Origin of the sequence: Duganella phyllosphaerae, assembly GCF_001758785.1 — a bacterium.
GTDB classification, from domain to species: Bacteria; Pseudomonadota; Gammaproteobacteria; order Burkholderiales; family Burkholderiaceae_D; genus Rugamonas; species Rugamonas phyllosphaerae.
The window spans coordinates 1-24,071 of record NZ_LROM01000085.1; the positions used below are offsets into that span (position 1 = coordinate 1).

Consider the following 24,071-nt stretch of genomic DNA (forward strand, 5'->3'; position numbering starts at 1 on the left):
CGCTGTCGGACAGGCGCGTGGCGCGCTGCTGGTACATCATGTTCGACAGGTCGCTGTCGCCACTGTCGCGCACCGTGGCCGCTGCCGCCAGCGAGTTCGACGACGAAGCACCGAAAAAGAAAAAGGACAAGCCAGCCAAGGCCACCTTGCCGATGAGCGCTTTCCGCGTGGAAGTGGGCAGCGTCAACGCCGTCACCCCGGCCAACATCGTCGGCGCCATCGCCAACGAGACCGGCCTGGAAGCGCGCCTGATCGGCCGCATCGAGATCTTCGACACGTATTCGATGCTGGAACTGCCGGACGGCATGCCGAACGAGCTGTTCAAGAGCCTGGGCAAGGTCTGGGTCGGTGGTTCGCAGCTGAAGATCAGCCAGGTGGACCGCATGCCGCCGGAGTCGGGCAAATCGACGCCGCCCAAAGCGGCCGCGCCGAAAAAGAAACCGGCGCCGGGCAAGAAATACTGATCCTGTCGCCACGCAGAACACCATGAAGGGGCCGCAAGGCCCTTTTTCTATTTCCGCAGATTATTTCCGCACATCTACGGTGCTGCGCTGCACCAAGAAAAAGCTTGTGAAAGTGCAAACGTGGTGCCTGGCGCGATGTTGGCAAAGTGTTCTCATAGGAGAACGCGGGGTGGCCCGCTTATTGCATGATGACTTGGCACAAATGTGATAAACGGTGCGCTTGACGCGCCTCAACCTGGAGACAAGTCGTTGAACCGGAGCTTAGCCATGACGCCATTCAGTAAGCTGTGGAATACCTTTGTCGATGCGATCAAGCCGCCGCTGTTGCGGCAACACAGCGATGCGGGGACGAACATCATCATGATCGATACCCGGCCATTCACCATGTCGCGCAAGGATCTCTGATGTTACTGCGCAACGATCTGCTGCACTACCCGCAGCCATCGGCGCGCACCGTCCGCGTGTTGTGGATCGACCCCGGCCAGCGACACGCTTACGTGTATGACGTAGCGGCGCGCTCGGCCGAGGTTGAACTGGTCCAGTTGCCGGCGTTGCTCGCCGACTTGCGGGATGGCCGGGCCAGCGTGCTGCCGGCCGATCCCTACCTGATGGTGGTCAGCCAGGAAATGCTGCCGCCCAAATACCTGCAGCTGCGCGCGCGCGCCTGGGACATCATCGCGCCGCTGGTGGCGCAGGAGCCCGACATTTACGATGCGCGCCAGCGCGGCCAGATGATCGCCCGCGCCACCGCCGAACACCAGGTGTCGCACCCCACCATTTATCGCTACCTGCGCCGCTACTGGCAGCGCGGGCAAACCCCCAATGCGCTGCTGCCCGACTACTGCAATTCCGGGGGCAAGGGCAAGGTGCGCCAATCGTCGGAAGGTGTCAAGCGCGGCCGGCCGCGCAAGAACGGCGCCGACGACGGCCCGGGCCTGAACGCCGACGAGGACATTCGCCGCATCTTCCGGGTAGCGATCGCCCGCTATGCGGCCAGCCACGACAAGTTCTCGCGCCTGGGCGCCTACCAGCAAATGCTCGACGAGTTCTTCATCGAACGCCGCATCGACCCCGTGAGCGGCCGGGTGCAGACCGCGCCGCAACGGCGCGCCGCCATGCTGCCCACCTTCGGCCAGTTCAATTACTGGCTCGACCACGACGACGACCGCCCGCCGGAAGTGGCGCGCCGCAGCAGCGGTAGTGGTTCCCGGGCCGGCAGCGGCATCATGGCCGACGCTGCACCTGCGCTGCGCGCCACAGCGCTGTCGGCCCCCGGCCGCCCCGGGGCCAGCTACCAGCTCGACGCCATGCGCGCCGACGTGCAGCTGGTGTCGCGCGCCGACCGCGAGCAGGCCATCGGCCGTCCGCATATTTACGTGGTGCAGGATGCTTACAGCCGCCTGATCACCGGCGTGCACGTGGGCCTGGGACCGGCCAACTGGCCGCAGGCGATGCTGGCGCTGGCCAACTGCGCCGCCGACAAGCAGCGTTACAGCCAGCAGTACGGCCGCCGCATCGAGGCCGGCCAGTGGCCCGGCCGCCATCTGCCCGACACGTTGTTCGTGGCCGCACCGCTGGCCGCGCTGGCCGGCGCCGAGTGGGGCGACGGCGGCACGCTGCGCACCAACTTCAACCTGCGCTGCGTGACCGCCGACCACGGACCCGGGGACTGGCAGGAAGTGCTGGCGCGGCGCTTCCGGCTGCTGGCGCCCGAGGTGGCCCACGCCGCCACCGGAGCCAACGCTCTGGTGGCTGGCGCGCCGTGCCGGCTCGACGGCGTGCTCGATGTGGCGCAGTTCACCCGTATCGTCATCGACTGCATCCTGTACTACAACCACCGCCAGCCTGCGCCGGATACGGCGGCACCGGCGACCCTGTGGGACTGGGGCGTGGAGCACCGCGGCGGGGCGCTCAAGACCTATCCGGAGCACCTGGTGCGGTGCAGCCTGATGCCGGTGGCCACTGCCATGGTGAGCTGCGACGGCATCGCGTTCGCCAACAGCAGCTATACCTGCGCGCGCGCCGTGCAGGAGCGCTGGTACGAGCGCGTGCGCCAGCGCGGCGGCTGGCAGGTGAGGGTGGCGCACGATCCGTCCAACCTCGATACCGTCTACCTGCTCGACGCCGCCGCGCCGACGCAGTTCCACGCCTGCCACCTGGCCGACGCCACCGGCGTGCGCCGCCAGCTGAGCGCAGCGGAAATGGCGCACTTGCCGCCCGCTGCTGCAACCAGTGCACCGGCGGATGCCATCATCCGCACCAGCGCTGCCGCCCTGGTCAGCTTCGCCGGCTGATTCTCCTTCGCCTTTTCGATCCCTTGCACCGCAATGCACCACCGCCATCTGGTGGTGCGTGCGTTCGCGTACCGACGACTTTTCGGTAACCCGCATCGCCACAAATAAAGTCTGTTTCAGGTGAATAAAGTTTGTCGCCGGACGCGCTCTGCGACGTGCTGCAAGCGCCCGCAATGCGCTGCCGAAAAAACTTTGTTCGATGCGGCAGGCGTTGCAGAACAAGGCTCGCTTTGGCGGCGAATGATGTTTATTTGCTTTCCAATATGGCACGCTGCTTGCTATGAAGAGGACTACGGAGACGCTAGTGACTCCAGGGTTTTTTCAGCACAAAGTCGAGGAAAGCAGATGCAAAGCAAAACAGTAAAACCATTTAAACCGTTTAGCTCTTTTACCCGCAGAGACTTCCTGTACCGGGCCGCAGCGGTGGGCGGCACCAGCTTGCTGTTGACCACCATGAATGCATGGGGCATGGGCATCAACTCCACCGTGTCGGCGCCGCCGGCACTGACCGGCAGCGGCAAGGGCAAAAAAGTGGTGATCCTGGGCGCCGGCCTGGCCGGTCTCACCGCTGCCTACGAACTGGGAAAACTGGGCTACCAATGCCAGATCCTCGAAGCGCGCGACTTTGCCGGTGGCCGTTGCCAGACAGCCCGCAAGGGCTTTGCGCTGACCGAGCTCGGTGGCGAGAAGCAGACCTGCGCTTTCGACGCCGGCCAGTACATCAACCACGGCCCGTGGCGCATTCCGCTGCACCACCAGTCCACGCTGCACTACACGCGCCTGTTCGAGGTGCCGCTGGAAGTGATGGTCAATGAAAACGACCACTCTTATGTGTACTCCGAAAACGCCGGCCCTTTCGCGGGCAAGCGCATGCGCATCAAGGAGGTCAAGGCCGACATGCGCGGCCACGTCGACGAACTGCTGGCCAAGTCGATCAAGAACAAGCAGCTCGATCAAACCCTGAGCGCCGACGACCAGCGCCTGCTGCTCGACTACCTGGTGCACGAAGGGCATTTGTCCGCCACCGATCTGACTTACAGTGGCCGTCCTGGTCGCGGTTACACCGTCTATCCGGGCGCCGGCATGGAGCCGGGACCGGGCAAGGCGTCCGACCCGCTGGGTTTCAAGGACCTGCTCGAATCGAAGCTGGGCAATGTGTACAGCGCGGTGCACGACTTCCCGATGCAGGCCAACATGTTCCAACCGGTGGGCGGCATGGACGCGATTCCGAAGGCGTTCGAAAAGCGCCTCGGTAAAGTGATCCGCTACCGCGCCGAAGTGCAGACCATCCGCCAGAACGACAAGGGCGTGACCATCGCCTTCAAGGACACCGCCAGCGGCAAGGCCGGCAGCGTCACCGCCGACTACTGCCTGTGCACGATTCCATTGTCGGTGCTGCGCCAGATCGATACCGATTTTTCGGACAAGTTCAAGAAGGCCGTGGCCACCGTCGCCTACGCCCCGGTGGGCAAGATCGGCCTGCAAATGAAACGCCGCTTCTGGGAAGAGGACGACCAGATCTACGGCGGCCATGTGCTGACCGACCTGCGCGGGATTAACACCATCTCGCTGCCGTCGTCGAACTGGCAAAAGCAGAAGGGCGTGGTGCTCGGCTACTACCAGTACCAGACCGCCGCCATCGAGATCAGCGCCTTGAGCCCGGCCGAACGCGCCGAATTCGCGGTGGCCGCCGGCGAGAAGATCTTCCCGCAGTACCGCAAGGAATACGAGAACGCGTTTTCCGTGGCGTGGCACCGGGTGCAGTACAACCTCGGTGGCTGGGCCGAGTGGACCGACAAGACCCGCGCCGCCGCGTACCCCACGCTGGTGGAAGGCGAGGGCCGCATCATGCTGGCCGGCGAACACCTGAGCTATCTGACCGGCTGGCAGGCGGGCGCCATCGAATCGGCATGGCAGCAGATCGCCCGCATCCACGCGAGGGCCAGCGCATGAAGCCTGTGCTGACAACTGCCCTGATGAGCGCCGCCGCGCTGGCGGCCACCGCGCTGCTGGCCGTGGCGCCGGCGCGCGCGCAAGCCCCGGACGGCAAGGCGCTGTTCATGAAAAACTGCGCGGCCTGCCACCAGGCCAGCGGCAAGGGCATCCCGGGCGCTTTCCCCGCCCTGGCCGGCAGCAAGTTCGTTACCGGCGACCATGCCGAAGTGGCAGGCGTGCTGCTCAAGGGGCGCGGCGGCATGCCGGACTTTTCCGAAACCATCAGCGACCGCGACCTGGCCGCCATTCTCACCTACGTGCGCGGCGAATGGGGCAACAAGGCCGACGCGCTGACCGAAGACGAAATCCACAAGCTGCGCACCGCGCTGGGCGTGGCGCAATTCGGTACCGCCGAAATGTCGAACAAACATTAAAACCACGAGAGAGAACCATGAAAAAAATCATTGCCACCGTGTTGACCCCGATCGCCTTCGGCCTGCTGTGCAGCGCCGCCCAGGCTGCCGCGCCTGCCGCCGAGATTGTGCGCCACAAGATCCCGAACTCGGACTTCCCGATCGCGCTGGCGGTGACCATTCCGCCGACCGCCACCATTCACTTCATCAGCGGCCAGGTACCGGCGGTGGTGAACAAGGAAGTGCCGGGCGACACGCTGGCTGCCTTTGGCGACACCAAGGCCCAGACCGAGACGGTGCTCAAGAAGATCAAGGAAATCCTCGAAGGCATGAAGCTGCAAATGTCCGACGTGGTCAAGATGCAGGTGTTCCTGGTGGGCGATCCGGCCAAGGGCGGCAAGGCCGATACCAAGGGCTTCATGGAAGCCTACACCCAGTACTTCGGCGGTGCCCAGCCCAATTTGCCGGCACGCGCCGTGGTGCAGGTGGCGGGGCTGAGCAACCCGGGCTGGCTGGTGGAAATCGAAGTGGTCGCCGCAAAAAAATAATAAGCGTTGCAGGTCTTACTTTGTAATTTTTTCCAAAAATGGGGATTTAAAAATATGCACAAGACCACTCTCAAGATCGGCGTTGCCGCCGTCCTGTCCACCCTGGCGTTTGGCGCCGCCTCTGCCTACGCTGCACCGGCCGAAGCTGAAGCCGAAGTCGCTGCAGCGGCGGTCGCACCGACCGAAGTCGCCGCGACCGCCTCGGTCATCGTCACCGGCACCCGCTCGAGCGGCATGAAAGCCGAAAACAGCGCCTCGCCGATCCAGGTACTGGACGCCGCTTCGCTGCAGCGCACCGGCCAGCCGGACCTGATCCAGGCGCTGGCGCAAAACCTGCCGTCGTTCACGGCCCAGGCCTTCGGCGGCGACACCGCCAACCTGACGCTGTCGGCGCGCCTGCGCGGCCTGTCCCCGAATAACACGCTGGTGCTCATCAACGGCAAGCGCCGCCACGGCACCGCCAACCTGGCCGTGCTGGGCGGGCCATACCAGGGCGGCGCAGCGGCCGACCTGAACTACATCCCGGTCGCCGCGATCGACCATATCGAAGTGCTGCAGGACGGCGCTGCCGCCCAATACGGCTCCGACGCCATCGCCGGCGTGATCAACATCATCCTTAAATCGAACAACCGGGGCGGCAATGCGACGGTCACCGGCGGCGGCTATTGGGATGGTGGTGGACGCAGCGCCAGCGGCGCCGTCAACTTCGGCGTTGAACCGTTCGAGAACGCGTACCTGAGCGTGACCGTGGATTCGAAATACCATGGCCACAGCGACCGTGGCGGCATCGACCCGCGCCTGGTCGATCCGCGCAACGTCGCCAATATCCCCGGCATGACGCAAATTTCCGGCTACCCGTACCTGAACAAGATCCAGGGCGACGCCGCATATCACCTCAATGTTTTGGCAGCCAACTTCGGCTGGGACATCGACGCCAACAGCCAGCTGTACTCGATCCTGACCGCCGGCCGCAAGGAAGCGAGCGCCTACGAAAACTACCGCCTGCCCAACCGCGTGCCGGGCCTGTACCCGCAGGGCTTCTCGCCGAAAGAGGCGATCAAGCAGGACGATGTGGCGCTGACCATCGGCGTCAAGGGCAAGCTGGCCGACTGGAACACCGACATCAGCACCACCTATGGCCGCGACAAGTCGCGCATCGGTGTGGAAGATTCGGTCAATGCCTCCCTGTTCGCGGACACCGGCGCCTCGCCGACCGAGTTCTCGGCCGGCGCCTTCGTCGCCACCCAGACCACCACCACGCTCGAAGCGAGCCGCGAAATCGAGGTAGGCTGGAGCAAGCCGCTGACGTTTGCCACGGGCCTCGAATACCGCGTCGACCAGTATGAAATCCAGGCAGGCGATCCGGCCTCGCGCTACAAGGAAGGCTCGCAGTCGTATCCGGGCTTCTCGCTGACCGACGCCGGCAAGCACCGCCGCACCAACAAGGCCGCTTACGTCAACGTCGCCGGCAACCCGGTGAAGGATTTGACGGTCGACCTAGCCGGTCGCTACGAGCACTTCAGCGATTTTGGCAGCGCCCGCGTGGGCAAGCTCACCTCGCGCTACGAAATGACGCCGACGGCAGCCGTGCGCGGCACCATCAGTAACGGCTTCCGCGCGCCGACCCTGGCCGAATCGTACTACTCGGCTACCAACGTCGGCCCGACCAGCGCGTTCGTGCAGCTGGCGCCCAATTCGCCGGGCGCCCGCCTGGTGGGTGTGAATGGCCTCAAGCCCGAGAAGTCGAACAACCTCAGTTTCGGCCTGGTGTTCAACCCCGCCAGCAACCTCAATGTGACGGTGGACGTGTACCAGATCAAGATCCGCGACCGCATCGTCGGTTCCGGCGCCTTGTACGGTTCCGGTGGCGCGATCAACTCGCCGGCGGTGGTGTCGGCGATCCTGGCCAACGGCAATGTGCTTGACAGCACCGTCAGCCAGACCGGCATCAACATCTTCTCGAACGCGGTCAACACCCGCAGCCGGGGCATGGAGTTCGTCGCCACCCTCAACGAAAGCTATGGCACCTACGGCCGCGTGGACTGGTCGATCGCCGCCAACTACAACAAGGTGGAAGTGACCCAAATTAACCAGGCGCCCACCCAGCTGATGCCGCAAACGCTGCTCGACAAGACTGCCATTTCCAACCTGGAGACGGCCTCGCCGAAAATGCGCGTGAACCTGGGCGCGCTGTGGAAGATCGGTAACTGGACCGTCAACCTGCGCGAAGCGATCTACGGCAAGTCGAACAACTACGACAGTGAAGACGGCGCCGTGTATCACAAGAACGAGATCAAGATGCGCGCCATCACCGATCTCGAAGTGGGCTACAAGATCGACAACGCGTGGTCGGTGGCGGTGGGCGCGAACAACCTGTTCAACCTGTACCCGAACGGCATCAACCCGGCGCTGCTGGCCGACCAGCGCGCGGCGCTCGACAACGCCGCCGTCACGGTGCTGCCATCGTTCTCGCCGTTCGGCATCAACGGCGGTTACTACTACGCGCGCGCCAACTACAAGTTCTAACTTGTAGTCCGCACTGCCGTCCCTCGCGGGGTCGGACCCATCCGGGTCCGACCCCTTTTTTCGCTGTGCGGGTTGGACCGATGGTGTAGCATGGCCGCTTCCCATCCGGAGCACGCCCACCATGAGTATCACCGCCACCACCTTGCTGGCCGCCGCCATCGTCACCGCGCCGATGTCGCTCGATCACTACCTGGCCTTGAGCGGCCCGGCCCCCACCGCGCACATCGCCTACGGCGCAGCGCCCTCCCAGTTCGCCGAGCTGTTCGCACCCGCCGGACCGGGACCGCACCCGGTGGCGGCCATCATCCACGGCGGCTGCTGGACCAAGCAGTTCGGCGGCATCGTCCAGATGCGCAACATGGCCGGCGCGCTGGCCGCGCAGGGCGTCGCCGTGTGGAATATCGAATACCGCCGCTACGACGAGGACGGCGGCGGCTATCCCGGCATGTACCAGGACGTGGCCACCGCCATGGACCGCCTGCGCACGCTGGCGCCGCAGTACCAGCTGGACCTGGCGCGCGTGGTGCTGGTCGGGCATTCGGCCGGCGGCCACCTGGCGCAGTGGGCCGGATCGCGCGCGCGGTTGCCCACATCGAGCCCGTTGTACGTGGCCGATCCGCTGCCGGTACCGGTGGTGATCAGCCTGGGCGGCCTGGCCGATTTGCGCAACGAGGCAAAGCTGATCCAGACCAGCTGCGACCGCAGCACCGAACAACTGGCCGGCTTGCCGAGCGAGGCTCGCCCGGACGTGTACGCCGACACCTCGCCGGCCGAGCTGCTGCCGGCCGGCGTGCGCACGGTGCTGATCCACGGCGAACTCGATACCATCGCACCACCGCGCGCGGGCGAGGACTACGCCCGGCGCGCGCGTGCTGCCGGCGATGCGGCCGAGGTGGTGCTGCTGCCGGGGGGCAGCCATTATGACGAAGTGTCGAGCACGTCGGCGGCGTGGCATATCGTGGGCGCCGAGATACGCAAGGCGCTGGGCATGCCGGCGAACTAACCCGCAAGGCCGTCCGGGGGCGGACCCCCGACGGGGTCCGACCCCACGGGTCTCAGGGGTAAACAGCGCCCCCGACGGGGTCCGACCCCACGGGTCTCAGGGGTAAACAGCGCCCGGGGGCGGCGGGTACTTCACCGCATTGAGCGCGATCTTTTCCAGCGCCGCCGCGTGCAGGTCCACGCCGGCCTGGTCGGCCAGTTGCACCAGGTAGAGCAGCACGTCGGCCAGCTCGTGGCGGATGCCCAGGCGGGCGGCGTCATCGAGTTCGGCGTCCACGCCGGTGGGCAGCCACTGGAAATGTTCGATCAGCTCGGCCACCTCGACCGACAGCGCCATGGCCAGGTTCTTCGGCGTGTGGAACGGCGCCCAGTCGCGGTCTTGGGCGAACTGGCGGGTGAGGGCGCGCAGGTGCGCCAGGCTGTCGGGAGGAGTGTTCATGTCCGCCATGGTAGCACTCCGGGCAAGGCGGCAAAACGCGGTTCAGGCCACGAATTTTACCGTTCGTCGCATCGCCAGCACCGTCGCCGGACATTCTGGCTACAGTGGCAACATCACCACTGACCAGGAACTCCGCCATGCGCCGTCTCGCCTTTTCTTCTTCCGCCCTTGTCCTCGCCCTGATCGCCGGCTGCGCCGTGATCGTCGTGCCCGATGATGGCAATGCCCAGATCAAGTCCGCGTTCAGCAGCAATGCGGTGCAGGGCAATGGCCAGGTGCTGACCGAGCAGCGCGTCGTCAGCGCCAGTGTCGATGGCATCGACATCAGCGGTTCGATGGTCGTGACGGTGCGGGTGGGGCAGGCGCCGTCGTTGACGGTGGAGGGCGACAGCAACCTGCTGCCGCTGCTGATCACCGATGCCAGCGGCGGTACCCTGCGCTTGCGGACCGAGGGCAGCGTGCGCTCTTCCAACCCGCTGCGGGTCACGCTCACTTTGCCACGCTTGCGCCAGGCCGAGGCAAATGGCTCGGGGCGCCTGCAGGTGACCGGTCTGAATGGCGGCGACTTCCAGCTGCGTCTTAACGGCTCGCGCGACGTCGAGATCGCTGGCCGGGTCGACCGCTTCGATGTGCGCCTCAACGGGTCGGGCAGCATGAACGCCAATGCCCTCGACAGCGTCACCACCGACGCCACCCTGAACGGCTCCGGGCGGCTTCAACTGGGCCGCCTGCACGGGCAGTCGCTGGGACTCGAGTTGCGCGGTTCCGGCAGCGCCACCGCCAGCGGCAGCGTGGAACGGCTGCGGGTGCGCCTGAGCGGCTCGGGCAGCGCCGACCTGGCAGGCCTGTCCGCTCGCGATGCCGATATCTCCACCAACGGTTCGGGCAGCGCGACAGCCACCGCTAGCGGCTCGCTGGTGGCGGGCAGCAACGGCTCCGGCAGTATCACGGTCTATGGCAATCCGGCGCAGCGCAGCGTCAGCGGCAAGCGTATCACCGTGGTGCAGTAACGGATACCGTGGCGGGTGGCAGCAGTGCGATCAGCGCCGCCAGCGGCATCGGCCGCCCGAACAGGTAGCCCTGCATGCAGGCGCAATCGTGGCCGATCAAAAAGTCGGCCTGCTCACGCGTTTCCACGCCCTCGGCCACCACCTTCAGCCCGAGGTGGCCGGCCATGGCCAGGATGGCCTGCACCAGCGCCACGCTGCCGGCGTCGCCCGGCGTATCCATGATGAAGCTGCGGTCGATCTTGAGTTCATAGAGCGGCATCTGGCGCAGGTAGGCCAGGCTCGAATAGCCGGTGCCGAAATCGTCGATCGAAAAACGCAGGCCCAGTGCGGCCAGCTGCCGCATGCGCGCGATGGTGTCGGCCATGTGGTCGATCAGTACGCCCTCGGTCACTTCCAGCACCAGCATCGAGGCCGGGGCGCCGGTGTCGGCCAGCACGCCGCGCACCTGTTCCACAAAATCGGGCTGGCGAAACTGGCTGGGACTGACATTGACCGACAGCGGCAACGGCACGCCGGCGCGCGCCAGCAGCAGCACGCTTTCGCAGGCCTGGCGCATGGCCCACGCGCCCAGCGCCAGGATCAGGCCCGATTCCTCGGCCACCGGGATGAATACATTGGGCGGCACCATGCTGCCGTCGGGCTGCGGCCAGCGCATCAGCATCTCGGCGCCGACCACGCGACCCTGGCGGTCCACCTGCGGCTGCACCACCATGCGCAGCGCGCCGCCGGCCAGCGCCGCCGCCAGCTCGCGCTCCATCGACAGCCGCTGCTCCACTGCCGCCTGCATCGACGCCTCGAAAAAGGCGACGCCGTCGCGGCCCCCGGACTTGGCGCGGTACATCGCGGTATCGGCTTCGCGCAGCAGGTCGAGCGCGCTCTGGTCTGCGCGTGCACCTGTGCTGCCATCATTGCAGCGGCGGGGCAGCATGGTGACGCCGATGCTGGCCGTGCAGCGATATCGCTGGCCGTCGATCTCGACATCCTGGCCCAGGGCTGCGCGGATTTTTTCGGCCACCAGCCGCGCCGCCTGCGATGCGGTGATCAGGTCGTCCGCCAGGTGGCCGAGCAGCACCACGAATTCATCGCCGCCAATGCGCGCCACCGTGTCGGCCTTGCGCACCGTTTGTTCCAGCCGCGCGGCGGCCTGGCACAGCACGGCGTCGCCGACGGCGTGGCCGCGCGCGTCGTTGATGGTCTTGAAGCGGTCGAGATCGACGAACATCACGGCGCTGAAGGTGCCGCCCCGCTGCGAGCTGGCCAGCAACTGGTCGATGCGGTCCATCAGCAGGCGGCGGTTGGGCAGACCGGTGAGCACGTCGAAGAACGCCAGCCGGTGGTTGTCTTCCGAGTGCAGGCGCAATTCGTCGAACGAACTGGCCAGCTGCTTCAACAGCACTGCGCAGCACAGCGTGAGGATGGACGTCATGAACATGAAGTTGAGCGCCAGGATGGCCGCCTTGAGCAGGCCGTAGTCTGGCATGCCGGCGATAACCATCGGTACCTCCGGCTCGATACTGAGCAGCAGCACCGTCAGGCCGGTCAGCAGCAGGATCCAGATCGCGGGCCACATGCCGAGCAGCAGCGCCGCCAGCACCGGCACGGCCATCAGGTAGATCTGGCTGACCGCCCCCACCTTGAGCATCAGGCCCGCGCCGACCATGAACGCCACGGTCAGGAAGTGGGCCACGCGGATGGTGTATGCCACGCGCCGCAGTACCAGGATGGCGCCGATCCATGCCACTGCAATGCAGTCCATGATGGCGACCGACCACAAGCCGGCATTGGCGGCCAGCAGGGCGCTGGGCACTGCCGTCAACAGGCCGAGCACAAATACCACTTGCAGCAGCCGCGCAAAGATCCGCGCGCGCCAGTGGGCGATGTCGTTTGCTTCAGCCACGCTGCCCCCGGTATTGTTTATTGTTTTATCGCGTTACCGCTAGCACTACGGTCGGATCAGTCGCCGGCGCTGACGTTGCCGATGCCCGATACCGACTTGTTGATGGTCTTCGGCTTGCCGTAGTAGGTCAGCGAGCCCATGCCCTTGGCCACCGCGTTGACGGTGTCGCTGGCGTACACGCTGACATCGCCCACGCCGCTGAAATTGACATCCACGCGCTCGGCGTGCAAGGCCTTGGTATCGACTTCGCCCACGCCCTTGGCATTGAGGCGCAGGTATTTGACCTTGCCGCTGGCGCTGAGCCGGCCGGCGCCCAGGTAGCCCACGTCGAGGCGGTCGCTGGCCACGCCGGTAATGATGGTTTCGCCCGCGCCTTCCACCTTGACCCGGCTGAGCGACGGCAGGGTGATGGTCACGCGCGCATCGCCCTTGTTGTTCTTGGGCTGCTTGCCGTTGACGGTGATTTGCAGCTCGTTGTCCACCACGCGCGTCTCGAGCGCGGCCACGAACGCGTCTTCGCCGGAGATCCTGACCGACTGCGTCTTGCCCGCTTCGACCGTCATGGCGAACGCGCCTTTTGCGTTGACCGCGATGAACGGCGCCACCTGGCGGACGGATTCGGCGGCAGTTGCCGACCAGGGCAGGGCGGCGGCGAACAGGGTGGCGAACAGAAGGCGGCGCATGGGTTCCTCGATCAGATTGCATTTTTAAACATGGTCGATTTTACTGGCGCACCGCGCCGGCGGCGACAAATCATTGTGAATCCCCCGATGTGTTGCAGCATGGATACGGATTATGCAAGCCACCCGCGCCAAAGGCAGGGAAACTACCGATTTACTTTACAAATGGAATATCTATAATGGGGTGATACAGTCCGCCACTCCATTTGCAAACCCGAGGTAGCCATGTCAGCCATTCCTTCCAGTCTCCCGCACCAGCCAGCGCCCGTCGTGCAATCGCGCGCTGGCACCGTGTTCCGCGTTGTCAGCGGCAATTTCATGGAGATGTTCGATTTCTTCCTGTTCGGCTTCTACGCCAACGCCATCGCCGCCGCCTTCTTCCCGGCTGGCGACGAGATGGCATCGCTGATGATGACCTTCATGACCTTCGGCGCCGGCTTCTTGATGCGGCCGCTGGGCGCCATCATCCTCGGCGCCTATGTCGACCGCGTGGGTCGCCGCAAGGGCCTGATCGTCACCCTGGCGCTGATGGCGGCCGGCACCCTGCTGATTGCCTGCGTTCCCGGCTACGCCACCATCGGTTACGCCGCGCCGCTGCTGGTGCTCACCGGCCGCCTGTTGCAGGGCTTTTCGGCCGGCGTGGAGCTGGGCGGCGTGTCGGTGTACCTGGCCGAAATGGCGCCGCCGGGACGCAAGGGTTTTTACGTGAGCTGGCAGTCTGCCAGCCAGCAGGTGGCGATCGTGGTTGCCGCCGCCCTGGGCTTCGGCCTGAACCAGTTGCTCGCGCCCACCCAGGTGGCCGAGTGGGGCTGGCGCCTGCCGTTCTTCGTGGGCTGCATGATCGTGCCGGTGCTGTTCATGATCCGCCGCTCGTTGCAGGAGACCGAGGAATTCAAGAACCGCAAGCACCGCCCCGAGCTGCGCGAGATCTTTCGCTCGATGCTGGCCAACTGGGGTCTGATTATCGCCGGCATGATGCTGGTGTCGATGACCACCGTGTCGTTCTACCTGATTACCGTGTACACGCCCACCTTCGGTAAAACCGTGCTGCACCTGACGACCAGCGCGGCGCTGCTGGTCACGCTGTGCGTGGGCGTGTCGAACTTCATCTGGCTGCCGGTGATGGGGGCGCTGTCCGACCGCGTGGGCCGCCGTCCGCTGCTGATCGGCTGCACCGTGCTGGCCATCCTCACCGCCTGGCCGGCGCTGCACTGGCTGGTGCAGGCGCCGAGCTTTACCCGCATGCTGGAAGTGGAATTGTGGCTGTCGTTTCTGTACGCCAGCTACAACGGCGCCATGGTGGTGGCGCTCACCGAAGTGATGCCGGTGGAAGTACGTACCGTGGGCTTCTCGCTGGCCTATAGCCTGGCCACCGCGATCTTCGGCGGCTTTACGCCGGCGGTGGCCACCGGCTTGATCGAGGCGACCGGCGACAAGAGCGCGCCGGGCTGGTGGCTCACTTTTGCCGCCGTGTGCGGGCTGCTGGCGACGCTGATGCTGTACCGCCGCAAGGGCAATCTACACGCGCAGCCGAACAGCTAGCCGCTCCAGGTCGATTTCCTCGATCAGCAGGTTGCCGCCGTTGGCCTTGATCAGGCGCGGCGCCAGCGCCTGGGCATCGGTGCCCATGGGCGAGGCGGTCAGCGCGTCGTCGGCAAACTGCTGCACCGAGTGCAGGTCGTCCACCAGCAGGCCGATGGTGCCGGCGCAGGTGCTGGTGCTGAGCCTGACCAGCATTACCTGGCTGTTGTCGGTGACGACGGCGGCGCGGCCGGTGGCCAGCAGCGCCAGGTCGAACACCCACACGAACTGCTTGCTGCCGCCGCCCGGCGCCACGTCGAGCATGCCCACCCGCGCCGGGTTGTTGCCCGCCGCGCGCTGCACGCGGGTGAACGGCACCGCCTCCTGGATCGACCGCGCCGGCAGTGCCATCAGCGCACGGCCGGCGTGGAAGATGGCGTAGTCGGTTCCAGTCCCTGCTTCCTGCATGCCTTGCGCCGATTCCACCTGCATCGCCTGCGCGCCCAGCGCCGCCAGCTCGCGCCGATCGCGCACCGGCCCGAACGACTCCAGCAGCAGCGCCAGCACCGGCTGCTCCACGCCAGCATGGGCGCGAAACTCGCGGTAGCCGGCCGCGCGCGAGCAGGCCGCGATCACGTACTGGCCATCGTGCTCCATGATCACCGAGCCGCTGCCACGACCGTTGTGATCGGAAGCCGCCAGCAGCGCGGCCAGCTGCTCTGCCTTCAGCGCCAGCGTGGCGCCCGGGGGATGGACGGCGTCGGTGCTGGCCAGCACCTGCCGCTCGGGCGTGATGAAGTACGCCTGCATATTGCGCCGTCCCGCCACGCCGCTGTGCAGCATGTTGGCCAGCTCCGGTCCCGCATCGAACACCACGCCAATGCCGCCCACCACGCTGGCCTGCTCCGGGTGGCGGATGGCGGCGTGGTAGATGAAGGTGGGCGCGCCGTCGTACAGGGCCGATGGCGCGAACAGTTCGACGTGGTGATCGAGTTCGCTGCGCAGCGCGCAGACGTGGCCCAGGGTGTCGGCATCGACGTGGGTGCGTGGCAGCGGCTGGGCACCGGTGGCGGCCAGGATGCGTCCCTGGCGGTCGTACACGAACAGCCGCGCGTACACGGTGTACAGGCGGTTGATCTGGGCCAGCACGGCGCCCATGGCGGCAGCGGCGGCGGCGTCGCCCTCGGCCAGGCCGCGCCGCAGCTGGGCGGTGAGCGCCCACCAGCGGCAATCGTTGGCACGCTCGTACAGGTTGCGGTCCAGCATATCGACCAGCAGTTGCGAGGTCAGCTCGGCCTGGCCGACGCTGGCCGCCAGCACGGTCTGGTACAGGTCGCGGATCGAGCGCGAGAACAGCGCGTCGCTCCGCGCTCCGGTGCCGCTGATCTGGTCGAGGATGGTGTTGAGGCGGCTGCTGCCGGCACCAGCGGCGCCGCCTCGGTTGTCTTCAGCGTGACTGGTGACCTTGCCGTTCCAGACGATGCGGCCGATGGTGCGCGTCGTGCGCGTGACGGCGGTCATCAGCTCGTGCAGCGGCGGGCTGAAAGCCTGCGCATGCGACAGCAGTCCCTGCACCAGTTGCGCATCGACGCCCGCGATGGCATCAACGCCGCCGTTGCGGAAGGCCAGGTCCAGCGGCACCATCAATTGCGCTTTCCAGCCGGCGGGGCCGGGGTAGCCCTGGTAGACGTTGCAGCCGAAGGTTTGCACCAGGTATTCGCGGCCGCCGAACAGCAGCGGGCGCGCGCTGCCGTCCGGGTTGACCGGTACCGGCACGCCGGCCGGGATCCAGAGCGGATCGGCGCTGCTGACCACGCGGTTGTCGGCGTCGAGCAGCAGCATGTTGGCGCGGTGCGACGGATCGCGGTACGCGGCGAAGATGGCGTCCATCTCCTGCTCGAAATTGAAGCACAGGCACAGCACCCCGACCACCTCGCCGCTCTGCGGGTCGCGCATGCGGTGCGAGTACACCAGCGCGCGCGGCTTGCCGGGCCGCAGGTCGGTGGTGCGGAAGGTCTCCACGTAGCCGTCGGTGGCCAGGGTGGCGGCCAGCAACGGATCGACGCTGCGCGCCACCGGTGTGGCCATGTCGGCCTGCACCAGGACCCGGCCGGCAGTATCGAGCAGCAGGATTTCGTCATACACGGTGTACTTGTCGCGGTAGGCCGCCAGGCGCCGGCGCACGGTGTCCAGGCTGGCGCCCGCGTGGTCGTCGCCGGCAACGAAGCTGCACAGGTCGGCGTCGGTGGCGAGAAAGCCCACGTCGGCGGTGCGCTCGAACAGGTTGCGCACCAGGATGTCGATGGCGTAACGGGCCTGGGTACCCAGGTTGGCCAGCACCTGGTTGACCTTCTCCTGCACCAGGTTGGCGATCAATGCCTGTTCCAGGTGCGCGAAACCGGTGCGCGTGGCCACCATCGCAGGCAGCAGCAGGCGCGCCTCCGCCGGGCAGTTCATCTTGGCGGACGACTCGATCAGTTGCCACATCTGGTTGAGTTCTCGCAGCGACAGCTCGCAGCGGGCAACGTCCGGCATGTAGGGTAGAAACATGTCCGAACGCGTTAAAGTATTTGCGTTCATTACTTTTGGTTCGATCACAAAAAGTATATCTCAAGCAATTCTTATGCCAGCATGGTAATTTTTGGCACAAAAAAAACGCCACCCGGCGCTGGTTGCGTGGGGTGGCACAGTTGGATGGTGTTGGTGGAAGATTATCGCTTACTTGGCGCTCAGGCAGGCCTTCATGAAGACTTTGCGTTCGTCGCCTTTTTTGCCGACGGCGTCGTTATTACATTTTTTCATCTTGTTTTGCTGGGTCAGCGGAATTTCCGGCTCGGCGGCAACCGCTGGCGCCGGCTTGGCACTCAGGCACTGCTTCATGAAAGCCTTGCGCTCATCGCCTTTCTTGCCAGTGGCTTCGGCATTACAGGTTTTCATCTTGTTTTGCTGGGCGGTGGGCTCAGCAGCAAACGCCGCACTGCCAAACGCCAGCAGCATGCCGGCAAAGAACAGCTTCTTCATGGGTGACCTCGCTTATAAAGGACGTGCAACAGGGATATGTCGCCAGAGCACTATACCCCTGCTGGATTTACCTGGCAAAACATTGTTAGTTCCAGGCCGCGAGTAGCTGACTGTCAGTTTTGTGTATTGGTTTGGCGGTTGCCGGGCGACCGGTCAGGCCAGCAGCTTGAGCAGCGCTTCCGCGGCAGCTTCCGACGAGGCCGGATTCTGGCCGGTTACCAGGATGCCGTCGGTAATCGCATACGACTGCCAGTCGCCCACTTTCGAGTAGTCGCCGCCGTTTTGCTTGAGCATGTCCTCCACCAGGAATGGCACGATCTTGGTCAGCCCCACCGCTTCTTCCTCGGTGTTGGTAAAGCCGGTGACCTTTTTGCCCTTGACCAGCGGCGAGCCGTCCGGTGCTTTCACGTGGCGCAGCACGCCCGGTGCGTGGCACACGGTGGCCACCGGTTTGCCGGCGGCGATCATGGTTTCGATCAGGTTGATCGAATCGCGGCTTTCGGCCAGGTCCCACAGCGGGCCGTGGCCGCCCGGGTAGAACACGGCGTCGAAGTCTGCCGCTTTCACGTCAGCGAGCTTGCCGGTGTTGGCCAGCACGGCTTGCGCGTCCGGATCGGCCTTGAAGCGCTTGGTCGCTTCGGTCTGGGCATCGGGTTCGTCGCTTTTCGGGTCGAGCGGCGGCTGGCCGCCAGCTGGCGAGACCACCGTCAGGTTGGCGCCGGCGTTTTTCAGCGTGTAATACGGCGCAGCGAATTCTTCCAGCCAGAAGCCGGTTTTTTTGCCGGTGTCGCCCAGTTGGTCATGCGAGGTCAGTACCATGAGGATGTTCATTGTGTGTCCTTAGTCGTTAGTGGATGGGTGGGTGGATCGGGATCAGAGTGCTGCTTGCAAAATCTTGCGGCTGCGCGCCAGGTCGATATCGCGGTGCTCGCCCAGCGCGGTCATGCCGTGCGTCTGCAGTTGTTTCAGGACCGCTTCCACGGCTTCCTCGCCCAGCTGGTAGGCGGACAGGCGGGTTGGAATGCCCAGGCCCTCGAAAAAGGCGCGGGTGCGGGCGATGGCGGCGTCGATGCGCTCGTCGTCGGTGCCGTCGGTAATGCCCCACACGCGTTCGCCAAACTGTAGCAGCTTGCCGCGCTTTTGCTCGCGCTGTACGTCCAGCAGGGCGGGCAGCACCAGCGCCAGGGTGCGGGCATGGTCGATGTCGTACAGCGCGGTCAGCTCATGGCCGATCATGTGGGTGGCCCAGTCCTGTGGCACGCCGGCGCCGATCAGGCCATTCAGGGCCAGGGTGGCGGTCCACATCAGGTTGGCGCGGGTTTCGTAGTCGTCCGGCGTGGCCACCGCTTGCGGGGCGATTTCCACCAGGGTTTGCAGCAAGCCTTCGGCAAAGCGGTCCTGCACCTTGGCGTTGACCGGGTAGGTCAGGTATTGCTCGGTGGTGTGGACGAAGGCGTCGACCAGGCCGTTGGCGACCTGGTTGGTGGGCAAGGTAAAGGTTTTGCGCGGATCGAGGATCGAAAACGCCGGGAACAGCAGCGCGCTGCGGAAGGCCAGCTTGGACTGGGTGGCCTTGTGGGTGACCACGCCGCCGTTGTTCATTTCGGAGCCGGTCGCCGGCAAGGTCAGCACCGAGCCGAACGGCAGGGCGCGTTGCACGTTGGCGCCGCCCTGTTGGGCGATTTCCCATGGCTCGCCGTCGTACAGCGCGGCGGCCGCAACGAACTTGGTGCCGTCGATCACGGAGCCGCCGCCAACCGCCAGCAGGAAATCGATTTTTTCTTCACGCACCACGTGGACGGCGCGCATCAGGGTTTCGTAGCTGGGATTCGGTTCGATACCGCCGAACTCGCGCACGGTGCGCTCACCGAGGGCAGTGCGTACTTCGGCCATTGTGCCGGTTTTTTCGGCACTGGCGCCGCCGAACAGGATCAGTACGCGGGCGTCATTGGGCACCAGAGTGGAGAGTTTGCCGACGGTGTCGGCGCCGAAGACGATCTTGGTCGGATTATGGAAGTCGAAGTTGTTCATTGTTGCTCCTTAATATAGAAATTATTAGACTGGTCGTCTAGATGCTGTCTCAAAAAAACGCGGACGAGGTCATCCGCGCAGGGGATACATTGCTGGCGCCAAGTGCAGCAGGTCCAACGTGGCGTGCCAGGCCGAATTCAGGGCGCTCGGCTCGCGCCGCAGCTTGGTGAGCATGGCCGCGCCCAGCCAGAGCTGGTACAGCGTTTGCGCCAGCTGGGCAGCATCGGCAGCATCTGCCACGGCCGGCAGCGAATCGTCCGCCGCGCCGCGTTCGATGGCCAATGCCAGTCGGGCGATGATATGGTCGGTGCCATCGCGCAGCGCTACACGCATGGGCTCCGACATATCGGCCACCTCGCTGCTGAGCTTGACCACCAGGCAGCGGCAATTGCAGCTGTCCGGGCTTGCGGTGGCGTCGCTGAACCAGCTGTCCCAGTAGGCCATCAGGCACGGCGCGGCCGGTTTGTCCGCTTGCTCGAGCAGACTGTCCATGTGCACCAGGTACTGCGCCACGTAATCGTCCAGCAGCGCCTCGCCGAACAGTTCCTTCGACTTGAAGTAATGGTAGAAGGAACCCTTGGGCACGTCAGCTGCGGTCAGGATCTCGTTCAGCCCCACGCCGGCAAAACCCTTGCGCGTAATAATGGCCTTCCCCTGATCGAGGATGTGCTGGCGGACGTCGGTGTATTCGGCTTTCATGAAACGTATAATAGCACAATTAGACCAGTCGTCTAGTATTTTCCACTTCGGGGTCAGTGCCGACATTTAGACACGAACTCATCGCTATGATGACCAAGACTGCGCAATTAAGTTCAAAAATGTCCGAAAGTCGGCACTGACCCCCGAAGTTTAGCGGAAGATCTCGCCAGCGCGCTCGGGCTGGTAGGGCAGGTCCAGGATGCGCAGGGTGCTCATCTGGCCGTCGGCCAGGGGCCAGTCGATGCGGTCGCCCACGGACAGGCCCAGCAGGGCGGTGCCGATCGGGGTCAGGATCGAGATGCCGTCGTCGAGTTCGGCCATGTCTTTCGGGTATGCCAGGGTCAGGCACAGTTGCTGTGGCGGTTGTTCGATCTCGAAGCTTACGCGCGAGCGCATAGTGACCACGTTCGGTGGCATTTGTTCCGGTTCCACGACCTTGGCGCGGCCCAGTTCGGCCAGCAGGCGGGCGTTGGCATTGGCGGTGGCGGTGGGCAGGGCGTCGAACAACGCTTCCAGGCGTTCGATGTCGAGCGACGAGACGGTAATCTGAGGATGCATGATGGCTCCAGTTCAGTGGTAAAGACGTGCGTGGGGATGCCGGTGATCCGGCAGCGGTGAAACAGGCGTTCAGGGATTCAGGTGGTCGGCTCGGCAGGCGCGGAACCGTGGGAGTTCTGGCTTACCGAGCGAGCGAGAGGCTGGCGAGATCCTTGGTGGACGGGCAGTAGCGTCCGGCCACAGGCGATGCGCCCTCGTTCAGGGAAGAACGTTGACTTTGCGCGAGGAGGCGTAAGGCGTTCATCGGTACCAAGTATAACCCCTTTTGCGGCAACGGCCAGCGCGTCGCCCGCGCCACCGGAGAATTGGCCCCGGTGGCGTGGTGTTACAGCGCCTGCCTAGTTGCTGGCGGTAGCAGTGGCTGGCGCGTTTTTGACGTACTTGTCGAACCAGCGCAGCATTTCATACACCAGCTGTTCGTTCGACTCGCGCGCCGCGTACCAGTGCGGCTCGTGCGGCAGCATCACCAGGCGCGTGACGCCGCCGTTGCCGCGGATCGCTTCGTACAGCTTGGTCGATTGCAGCGGCGTGGTGCCCGGGTTGGCGTCGTCGCCACCGTGCACGATCAGCAGTGGCGTCTTGAGCTTGTCGGCGTAGAAGAAGGTCGAGACCTTGGTGTACACGTCAGGCGCTTCCCACACCGAGCGGCGCTCGTTCTGGAAACCGAACGGCGTGAGCGACTTGTTGTACGAGCCGCTGGTGGCCGCGCCGGCGCGGAACAGGTCCGAGTGCGCCAGCAGGTTGGCGGTCATCAGCGCGCCGTGGCTATGGCCGGTCACACCTACGCGGGCCGGATCTGTCACGCCCAGGCGCACCGCTTCGTCCACCGCCGCCTTGGCGTTGGCCACCAGCTGCTCGGTGTACGTGTCGTACGCCTTGCGCGGGTCGCCCACGATCGGGAAGGCGGCGCTGTCGATGATGGCGTAGCCCGCCAGCAGCAGCAGGCGGTACTGGCGCAGGCGGGTGAACGTCGCTTGCGAGCCGGTGGTCTGGCCGGCCTGCGAGGCGTCGGCGTAATCGAGCGGGTAGGCGTTGAGGATGGTCGGCAGACGCGTGCCTTCCTTGTAGCCCGGTGGCGTGTACAGCGTGAACGACAGGTCCACGCCGTCGGCGCGCTTGTATTTGACCAGGCGCTTCTGGATCTCGCGCACCTGCGGCGCGGTGTCCTTCAGGTGCGTGAGCGCCGTGCTCGATGAATCGAATGCCGCCTCGCCCTTGACCGCGCCTGCCGCCGGCGCGCCCACGGTGCGCAGCAGCGCGTTCGGGGTGTCGGTGGTGGACTGGTACCAGGTCAGCAGGCGCCCGCTGTCGTTGCCGGCGAAGCCGATGAACTGTTCATACGAGGTTTTACTGCTGCGGAACAGGCGCTCCGACTGCTGCGTGCCCAGGCTGAACTTGTCGAGGAACGGCCGGTCGCCATCGGGCGACGAACCCATGCCCGACAGGTAGATGGTGTCGCCGTCCTGGCGCATCACCCACGAACCGTTGGCCAGCTGGCGTCGCACCGGGTTGCCCGGGTTGGCGTATTTTTCATCGGTCGACATGTCCCACACCAGGCGGCGCGAATTTTTTGCATCGTCGACATTGAGCTGCCAGGTGCGGCGCCATTTGCGGTTGACGTCGTAGTCGGTCAGCAGCGCCACGCCGGCGTTCTCGCTCCACGCCAGGCCGGCGTAGCGTTGTTCGGTGCGGGTGATTTCCACCGGGGCGCCGGTAAACGGCGCCTTGAGCATGACCAGCTTGTCGCGCTCGGCCGCTTTCACTTTCGGATCGCCGCCGTCGAGCGCTTCGGCCCATACCAGCGTAGCCGCCTCGGTCGGACGCCAGGTGAAGTTGCGCGGGCCGGTCGGCACGCCGCGATTGGGCACGCGGTCGGCCAGCGGCAGCGCGGCGATCTCACGCACGACCGGATTGGCGCCTTTTTTCACGCCGCGCTGGTTCAGGTCCCACAGGTCGATCTGCTTGGGGAAGCGGTCGAACGTGGTCACGTACGAGTACGGCGGACGGATTTCAGTGACCACCACATGGCGGCTGTCGGGCGCCACGCCCAGTTCCTCGTACAGGCCCGGTTTGCCCACCGTGGTGATCTTGCCGGTGGCGGCATCGACCAGCGCCAGTTGCGAGGTGCCGTAGTAGTTGAACAGCGATTCGTCGTAGCGGTTGCGCAGGGTGTCGCGGTTTTCGTAGGTGCTGCTCTGGCCGGTGCCGCCGAGCGACTCCTGGATGCCGGGACCGGCCGAGCCGGGGGCTTCCACCGGCGGCGCCTTGTCACCGGTAACCAGCTTGACCAGCAAGGTTTTCTGGTCGGGCATCCATTGCACCTGGTCGCCGAACATCTGGTTCAGGCGCACGCCGGGCAGGCGGCGCACGGCGCCGGTTTTGGCATCGCCCACCCACAGCTCGACGGCTGCAGCGGTGATGTTCTCGAACGCGAAGCGCTGGCCGTCGGCGCTCCACACGGGGCGGCGCGGGCAGGCGTCGGCCGGCAGCTTGACGGCGGTTTGCTTGCCGTTGGCCACCTGCACCAGGTCGATCGCACTCACGCACGGTGGAATGCCGTAGCCGCCCGGGGTGTCGTGCTGGCTATGGTTGCCCGGTTCGATCCGTACGCCGGCCAGGCGCAGGAACGGCGTGGCCACCTTGGCGATCGACGGGAAGTCCTGCATGGTGACGAGCATCAGCTTGTCATGCGTGGGGCTCAGCGATGGCGACGGCGGTGGCGGCGCGCGCATGACGTCGAGGATATCCTTCGGCGGCTGGTTGTATGCCGAAGCGGCCGGGGTGGCCGGGGTGGCGGTGGTGGGCGCGGCCAGCGCGCCCGAGGTCATGCCGACGGCGAGCGTGGCGCTCACGAGGCTGCTTAACAAGTATCTACCCTGCATGGTGTTTCTCCATTTTTTATCGAAATTATTTATCTACATCACTGCGCCAGCAGGATCGCCGCCCGCGCCCGTGCAGCAGAGCATTAGGCCACGAAAATATTGCATCAGCAATATCAAATCTCTGTGAGAAAACTTTTGCTACAAATCTCCC

20 protein-coding genes are annotated in these 24,071 nt (G+C 65.3%); 10 read left to right on the top strand and 10 right to left on the bottom strand.

Features of this window, described 5'->3' with window-relative positions:
• The 8 genes from DUPY_RS12245 to DUPY_RS12275 form a co-directional block, all read left to right on the top strand.
• On the top strand, positions 1-464 hold a 464-nt coding region (locus tag DUPY_RS12245; protein ID WP_208600036.1), incomplete at its 5' end, for a DbpA RNA binding domain-containing protein.
• Between the two features lie 267 nt (positions 465-731).
• Complete coding sequence (locus tag DUPY_RS28390) at positions 732-869, top strand: hypothetical protein (protein WP_167359063.1); 138 nt, start codon at positions 732-734, stop codon at positions 867-869.
• Complete coding sequence (locus DUPY_RS12250) at positions 869-2,758, top strand: TnsB C-terminal domain-containing protein (protein ID WP_070248417.1); 1,890 nt, start codon at positions 869-871, stop codon at positions 2,756-2,758. The genes DUPY_RS28390 and DUPY_RS12250 overlap by 1 nt, the downstream gene beginning before the upstream one ends.
• Positions 2,759-3,103: 345 nt before the next feature.
• Positions 3,104-4,711, top strand: coding sequence for a flavin monoamine oxidase family protein (locus tag DUPY_RS12255; protein WP_070248419.1), 1,608 nt, complete (start codon positions 3,104-3,106; stop codon positions 4,709-4,711).
• A complete protein-coding gene (locus tag DUPY_RS12260) occupies positions 4,669-5,127 on the top strand; it encodes a c-type cytochrome (RefSeq protein WP_229255341.1) in 459 nt (152 codons plus the stop codon). Before DUPY_RS12255 ends, DUPY_RS12260 begins: the two co-directional genes overlap by 43 nt.
• Before the next feature lie 17 nt (positions 5,128-5,144).
• Positions 5,145-5,654: a RidA family protein gene (locus tag DUPY_RS12265; protein WP_070248422.1), complete on the top strand. Its 510-nt coding sequence runs from the start codon at positions 5,145-5,147 to the stop codon at positions 5,652-5,654.
• 54 nt (positions 5,655-5,708) lie between these two features.
• Positions 5,709-8,180, top strand: coding sequence for a TonB-dependent receptor plug domain-containing protein (locus tag DUPY_RS12270; protein WP_070248423.1), 2,472 nt, complete (start codon positions 5,709-5,711; stop codon positions 8,178-8,180).
• A gap of 121 nt (positions 8,181-8,301) precedes the next feature.
• Positions 8,302-9,183, top strand: coding sequence for an alpha/beta hydrolase family protein (locus DUPY_RS12275; RefSeq protein ID WP_070248424.1), 882 nt, complete (start codon positions 8,302-8,304; stop codon positions 9,181-9,183).
• Between the two features lie 96 nt (positions 9,184-9,279).
• Here DUPY_RS12275 and DUPY_RS12280 read toward each other — a convergent pair whose 3' ends face one another.
• The gene (locus tag DUPY_RS12280) at positions 9,280-9,621 is read right to left on the bottom strand and encodes a nucleotide pyrophosphohydrolase (RefSeq protein ID WP_371851788.1); all 342 of its coding nucleotides are present in this window, start codon (positions 9,619-9,621) and stop codon (positions 9,280-9,282) included.
• 137 nt (positions 9,622-9,758) lie between these two features.
• On the opposite strand from DUPY_RS12280, the gene DUPY_RS12285 reads away from it, so the two are divergent.
• Positions 9,759-10,631, top strand: a complete 873-nt coding sequence (locus DUPY_RS12285; RefSeq protein WP_070248426.1) for a head GIN domain-containing protein — start codon at positions 9,759-9,761, stop codon at positions 10,629-10,631.
• Here DUPY_RS12285 and DUPY_RS12290 read toward each other — a convergent pair.
• Entirely contained in the window at positions 10,615-12,528 is a 1,914-nt protein-coding gene (locus DUPY_RS12290) for a putative bifunctional diguanylate cyclase/phosphodiesterase (protein WP_070248427.1), read from the bottom strand. The genes DUPY_RS12285 and DUPY_RS12290 overlap by 17 nt on opposite strands.
• 56 nt (positions 12,529-12,584) lie before the next feature.
• Entirely contained in the window at positions 12,585-13,211 is a 627-nt protein-coding gene (locus tag DUPY_RS12295) for a GIN domain-containing protein (RefSeq protein WP_070248429.1), read from the bottom strand.
• A 222-nt stretch (positions 13,212-13,433) separates the two neighbouring features.
• On the opposite strand from DUPY_RS12295, the gene DUPY_RS12300 reads away from it, so the two are divergent.
• Entirely contained in the window at positions 13,434-14,750 is a 1,317-nt protein-coding gene (locus DUPY_RS12300) for an MFS transporter (RefSeq protein WP_070248431.1), read from the top strand.
• Here the strand turns inward: DUPY_RS12300 and DUPY_RS12305 are convergent.
• From DUPY_RS12305 to DUPY_RS12335, 7 genes are all read right to left on the bottom strand, one after another.
• Positions 14,727-17,279 (bottom strand): chemotaxis protein CheW, encoded by a 2,553-nt coding sequence (locus DUPY_RS12305; RefSeq protein ID WP_071651627.1) that lies wholly within the window; start codon positions 17,277-17,279, stop codon positions 14,727-14,729. The genes DUPY_RS12300 and DUPY_RS12305 overlap by 24 nt on opposite strands.
• A 168-nt stretch (positions 17,280-17,447) precedes the next feature.
• Positions 17,448-17,750 (bottom strand): PsiF family protein, encoded by a 303-nt coding sequence (locus DUPY_RS12310; RefSeq protein WP_070248435.1) that lies wholly within the window; start codon positions 17,748-17,750, stop codon positions 17,448-17,450.
• A 153-nt stretch (positions 17,751-17,903) separates the two neighbouring features.
• Complete coding sequence (locus DUPY_RS12315) at positions 17,904-18,581, bottom strand: type 1 glutamine amidotransferase domain-containing protein (RefSeq protein WP_070248436.1); 678 nt, start codon at positions 18,579-18,581, stop codon at positions 17,904-17,906.
• A gap of 42 nt (positions 18,582-18,623) precedes the next feature.
• Positions 18,624-19,781 carry an iron-containing alcohol dehydrogenase gene (locus DUPY_RS12320; protein ID WP_070248438.1) on the bottom strand — a complete coding sequence of 386 codons (1,158 nt, stop codon included), beginning with the start codon at positions 19,779-19,781 and terminating at the stop codon, positions 18,624-18,626.
• 69 nt (positions 19,782-19,850) lie between these two features.
• The gene (locus DUPY_RS12325; RefSeq protein WP_070248440.1) at positions 19,851-20,480 is read right to left on the bottom strand and encodes a TetR/AcrR family transcriptional regulator; all 630 of its coding nucleotides are present in this window, start codon (positions 20,478-20,480) and stop codon (positions 19,851-19,853) included.
• A gap of 150 nt (positions 20,481-20,630) precedes the next feature.
• Positions 20,631-21,038, bottom strand: a complete 408-nt coding sequence (rnk, locus tag DUPY_RS12330; RefSeq protein ID WP_070248441.1) for a nucleoside diphosphate kinase regulator — start codon at positions 21,036-21,038, stop codon at positions 20,631-20,633.
• Positions 21,039-21,376: 338 nt separating this feature from the next.
• Complete coding sequence (locus tag DUPY_RS12335; RefSeq protein ID WP_229255342.1) at positions 21,377-23,890, bottom strand: S9 family peptidase; 2,514 nt, start codon at positions 23,888-23,890, stop codon at positions 21,377-21,379.
• Positions 23,891-24,071 lie beyond the last annotated feature (181 nt).

Bases quoted from the DNA above. Each gene is read 5' to 3' on its own strand.
- DUPY_RS12285 (WP_070248426.1), top strand. From the start codon at position 9,759: ATGCGCCGTCTCGCCTTTTCTTCTTCCGCCCTTGTCCTCGCCCTGATC.
- DUPY_RS28390 (WP_167359063.1), top strand. From the start codon at position 732: ATGACGCCATTCAGTAAGCTGTGGAATACCTTTGTCGATGCGATCAAG.
- DUPY_RS12270 (WP_070248423.1), top strand. From the start codon at position 5,709: ATGCACAAGACCACTCTCAAGATCGGCGTTGCCGCCGTCCTGTCCACC.
- DUPY_RS12280 (WP_371851788.1), bottom strand. From the start codon at position 9,621: ATGAACACTCCTCCCGACAGCCTGGCGCACCTGCGCGCCCTCACCCGC.
- DUPY_RS12320 (WP_070248438.1), bottom strand. From the start codon at position 19,781: ATGAACAACTTCGACTTCCATAATCCGACCAAGATCGTCTTCGGCGCC.
- DUPY_RS12260 (WP_229255341.1), top strand. From the start codon at position 4,669: ATGGCAGCAGATCGCCCGCATCCACGCGAGGGCCAGCGCATGAAGCCT.
- DUPY_RS12255 (WP_070248419.1), top strand. From the start codon at position 3,104: ATGCAAAGCAAAACAGTAAAACCATTTAAACCGTTTAGCTCTTTTACC.
- DUPY_RS12275 (WP_070248424.1), top strand. From the start codon at position 8,302: ATGAGTATCACCGCCACCACCTTGCTGGCCGCCGCCATCGTCACCGCG.
- DUPY_RS12325 (WP_070248440.1), bottom strand. From the start codon at position 20,480: ATGAAAGCCGAATACACCGACGTCCGCCAGCACATCCTCGATCAGGGG.
- DUPY_RS12305 (WP_071651627.1), bottom strand. From the start codon at position 17,279: ATGTTTCTACCCTACATGCCGGACGTTGCCCGCTGCGAGCTGTCGCTG.
- rnk (WP_070248441.1), bottom strand. From the start codon at position 21,038: ATGCATCCTCAGATTACCGTCTCGTCGCTCGACATCGAACGCCTGGAA.
- DUPY_RS12310 (WP_070248435.1), bottom strand. From the start codon at position 17,750: ATGAAGAAGCTGTTCTTTGCCGGCATGCTGCTGGCGTTTGGCAGTGCG.
- DUPY_RS12250 (WP_070248417.1), top strand. From the start codon at position 869: ATGTTACTGCGCAACGATCTGCTGCACTACCCGCAGCCATCGGCGCGC.
- DUPY_RS12295 (WP_070248429.1), bottom strand. From the start codon at position 13,211: ATGCGCCGCCTTCTGTTCGCCACCCTGTTCGCCGCCGCCCTGCCCTGG.
- DUPY_RS12315 (WP_070248436.1), bottom strand. From the start codon at position 18,581: ATGAACATCCTCATGGTACTGACCTCGCATGACCAACTGGGCGACACC.
- DUPY_RS12300 (WP_070248431.1), top strand. From the start codon at position 13,434: ATGTCAGCCATTCCTTCCAGTCTCCCGCACCAGCCAGCGCCCGTCGTG.
- DUPY_RS12265 (WP_070248422.1), top strand. From the start codon at position 5,145: ATGAAAAAAATCATTGCCACCGTGTTGACCCCGATCGCCTTCGGCCTG.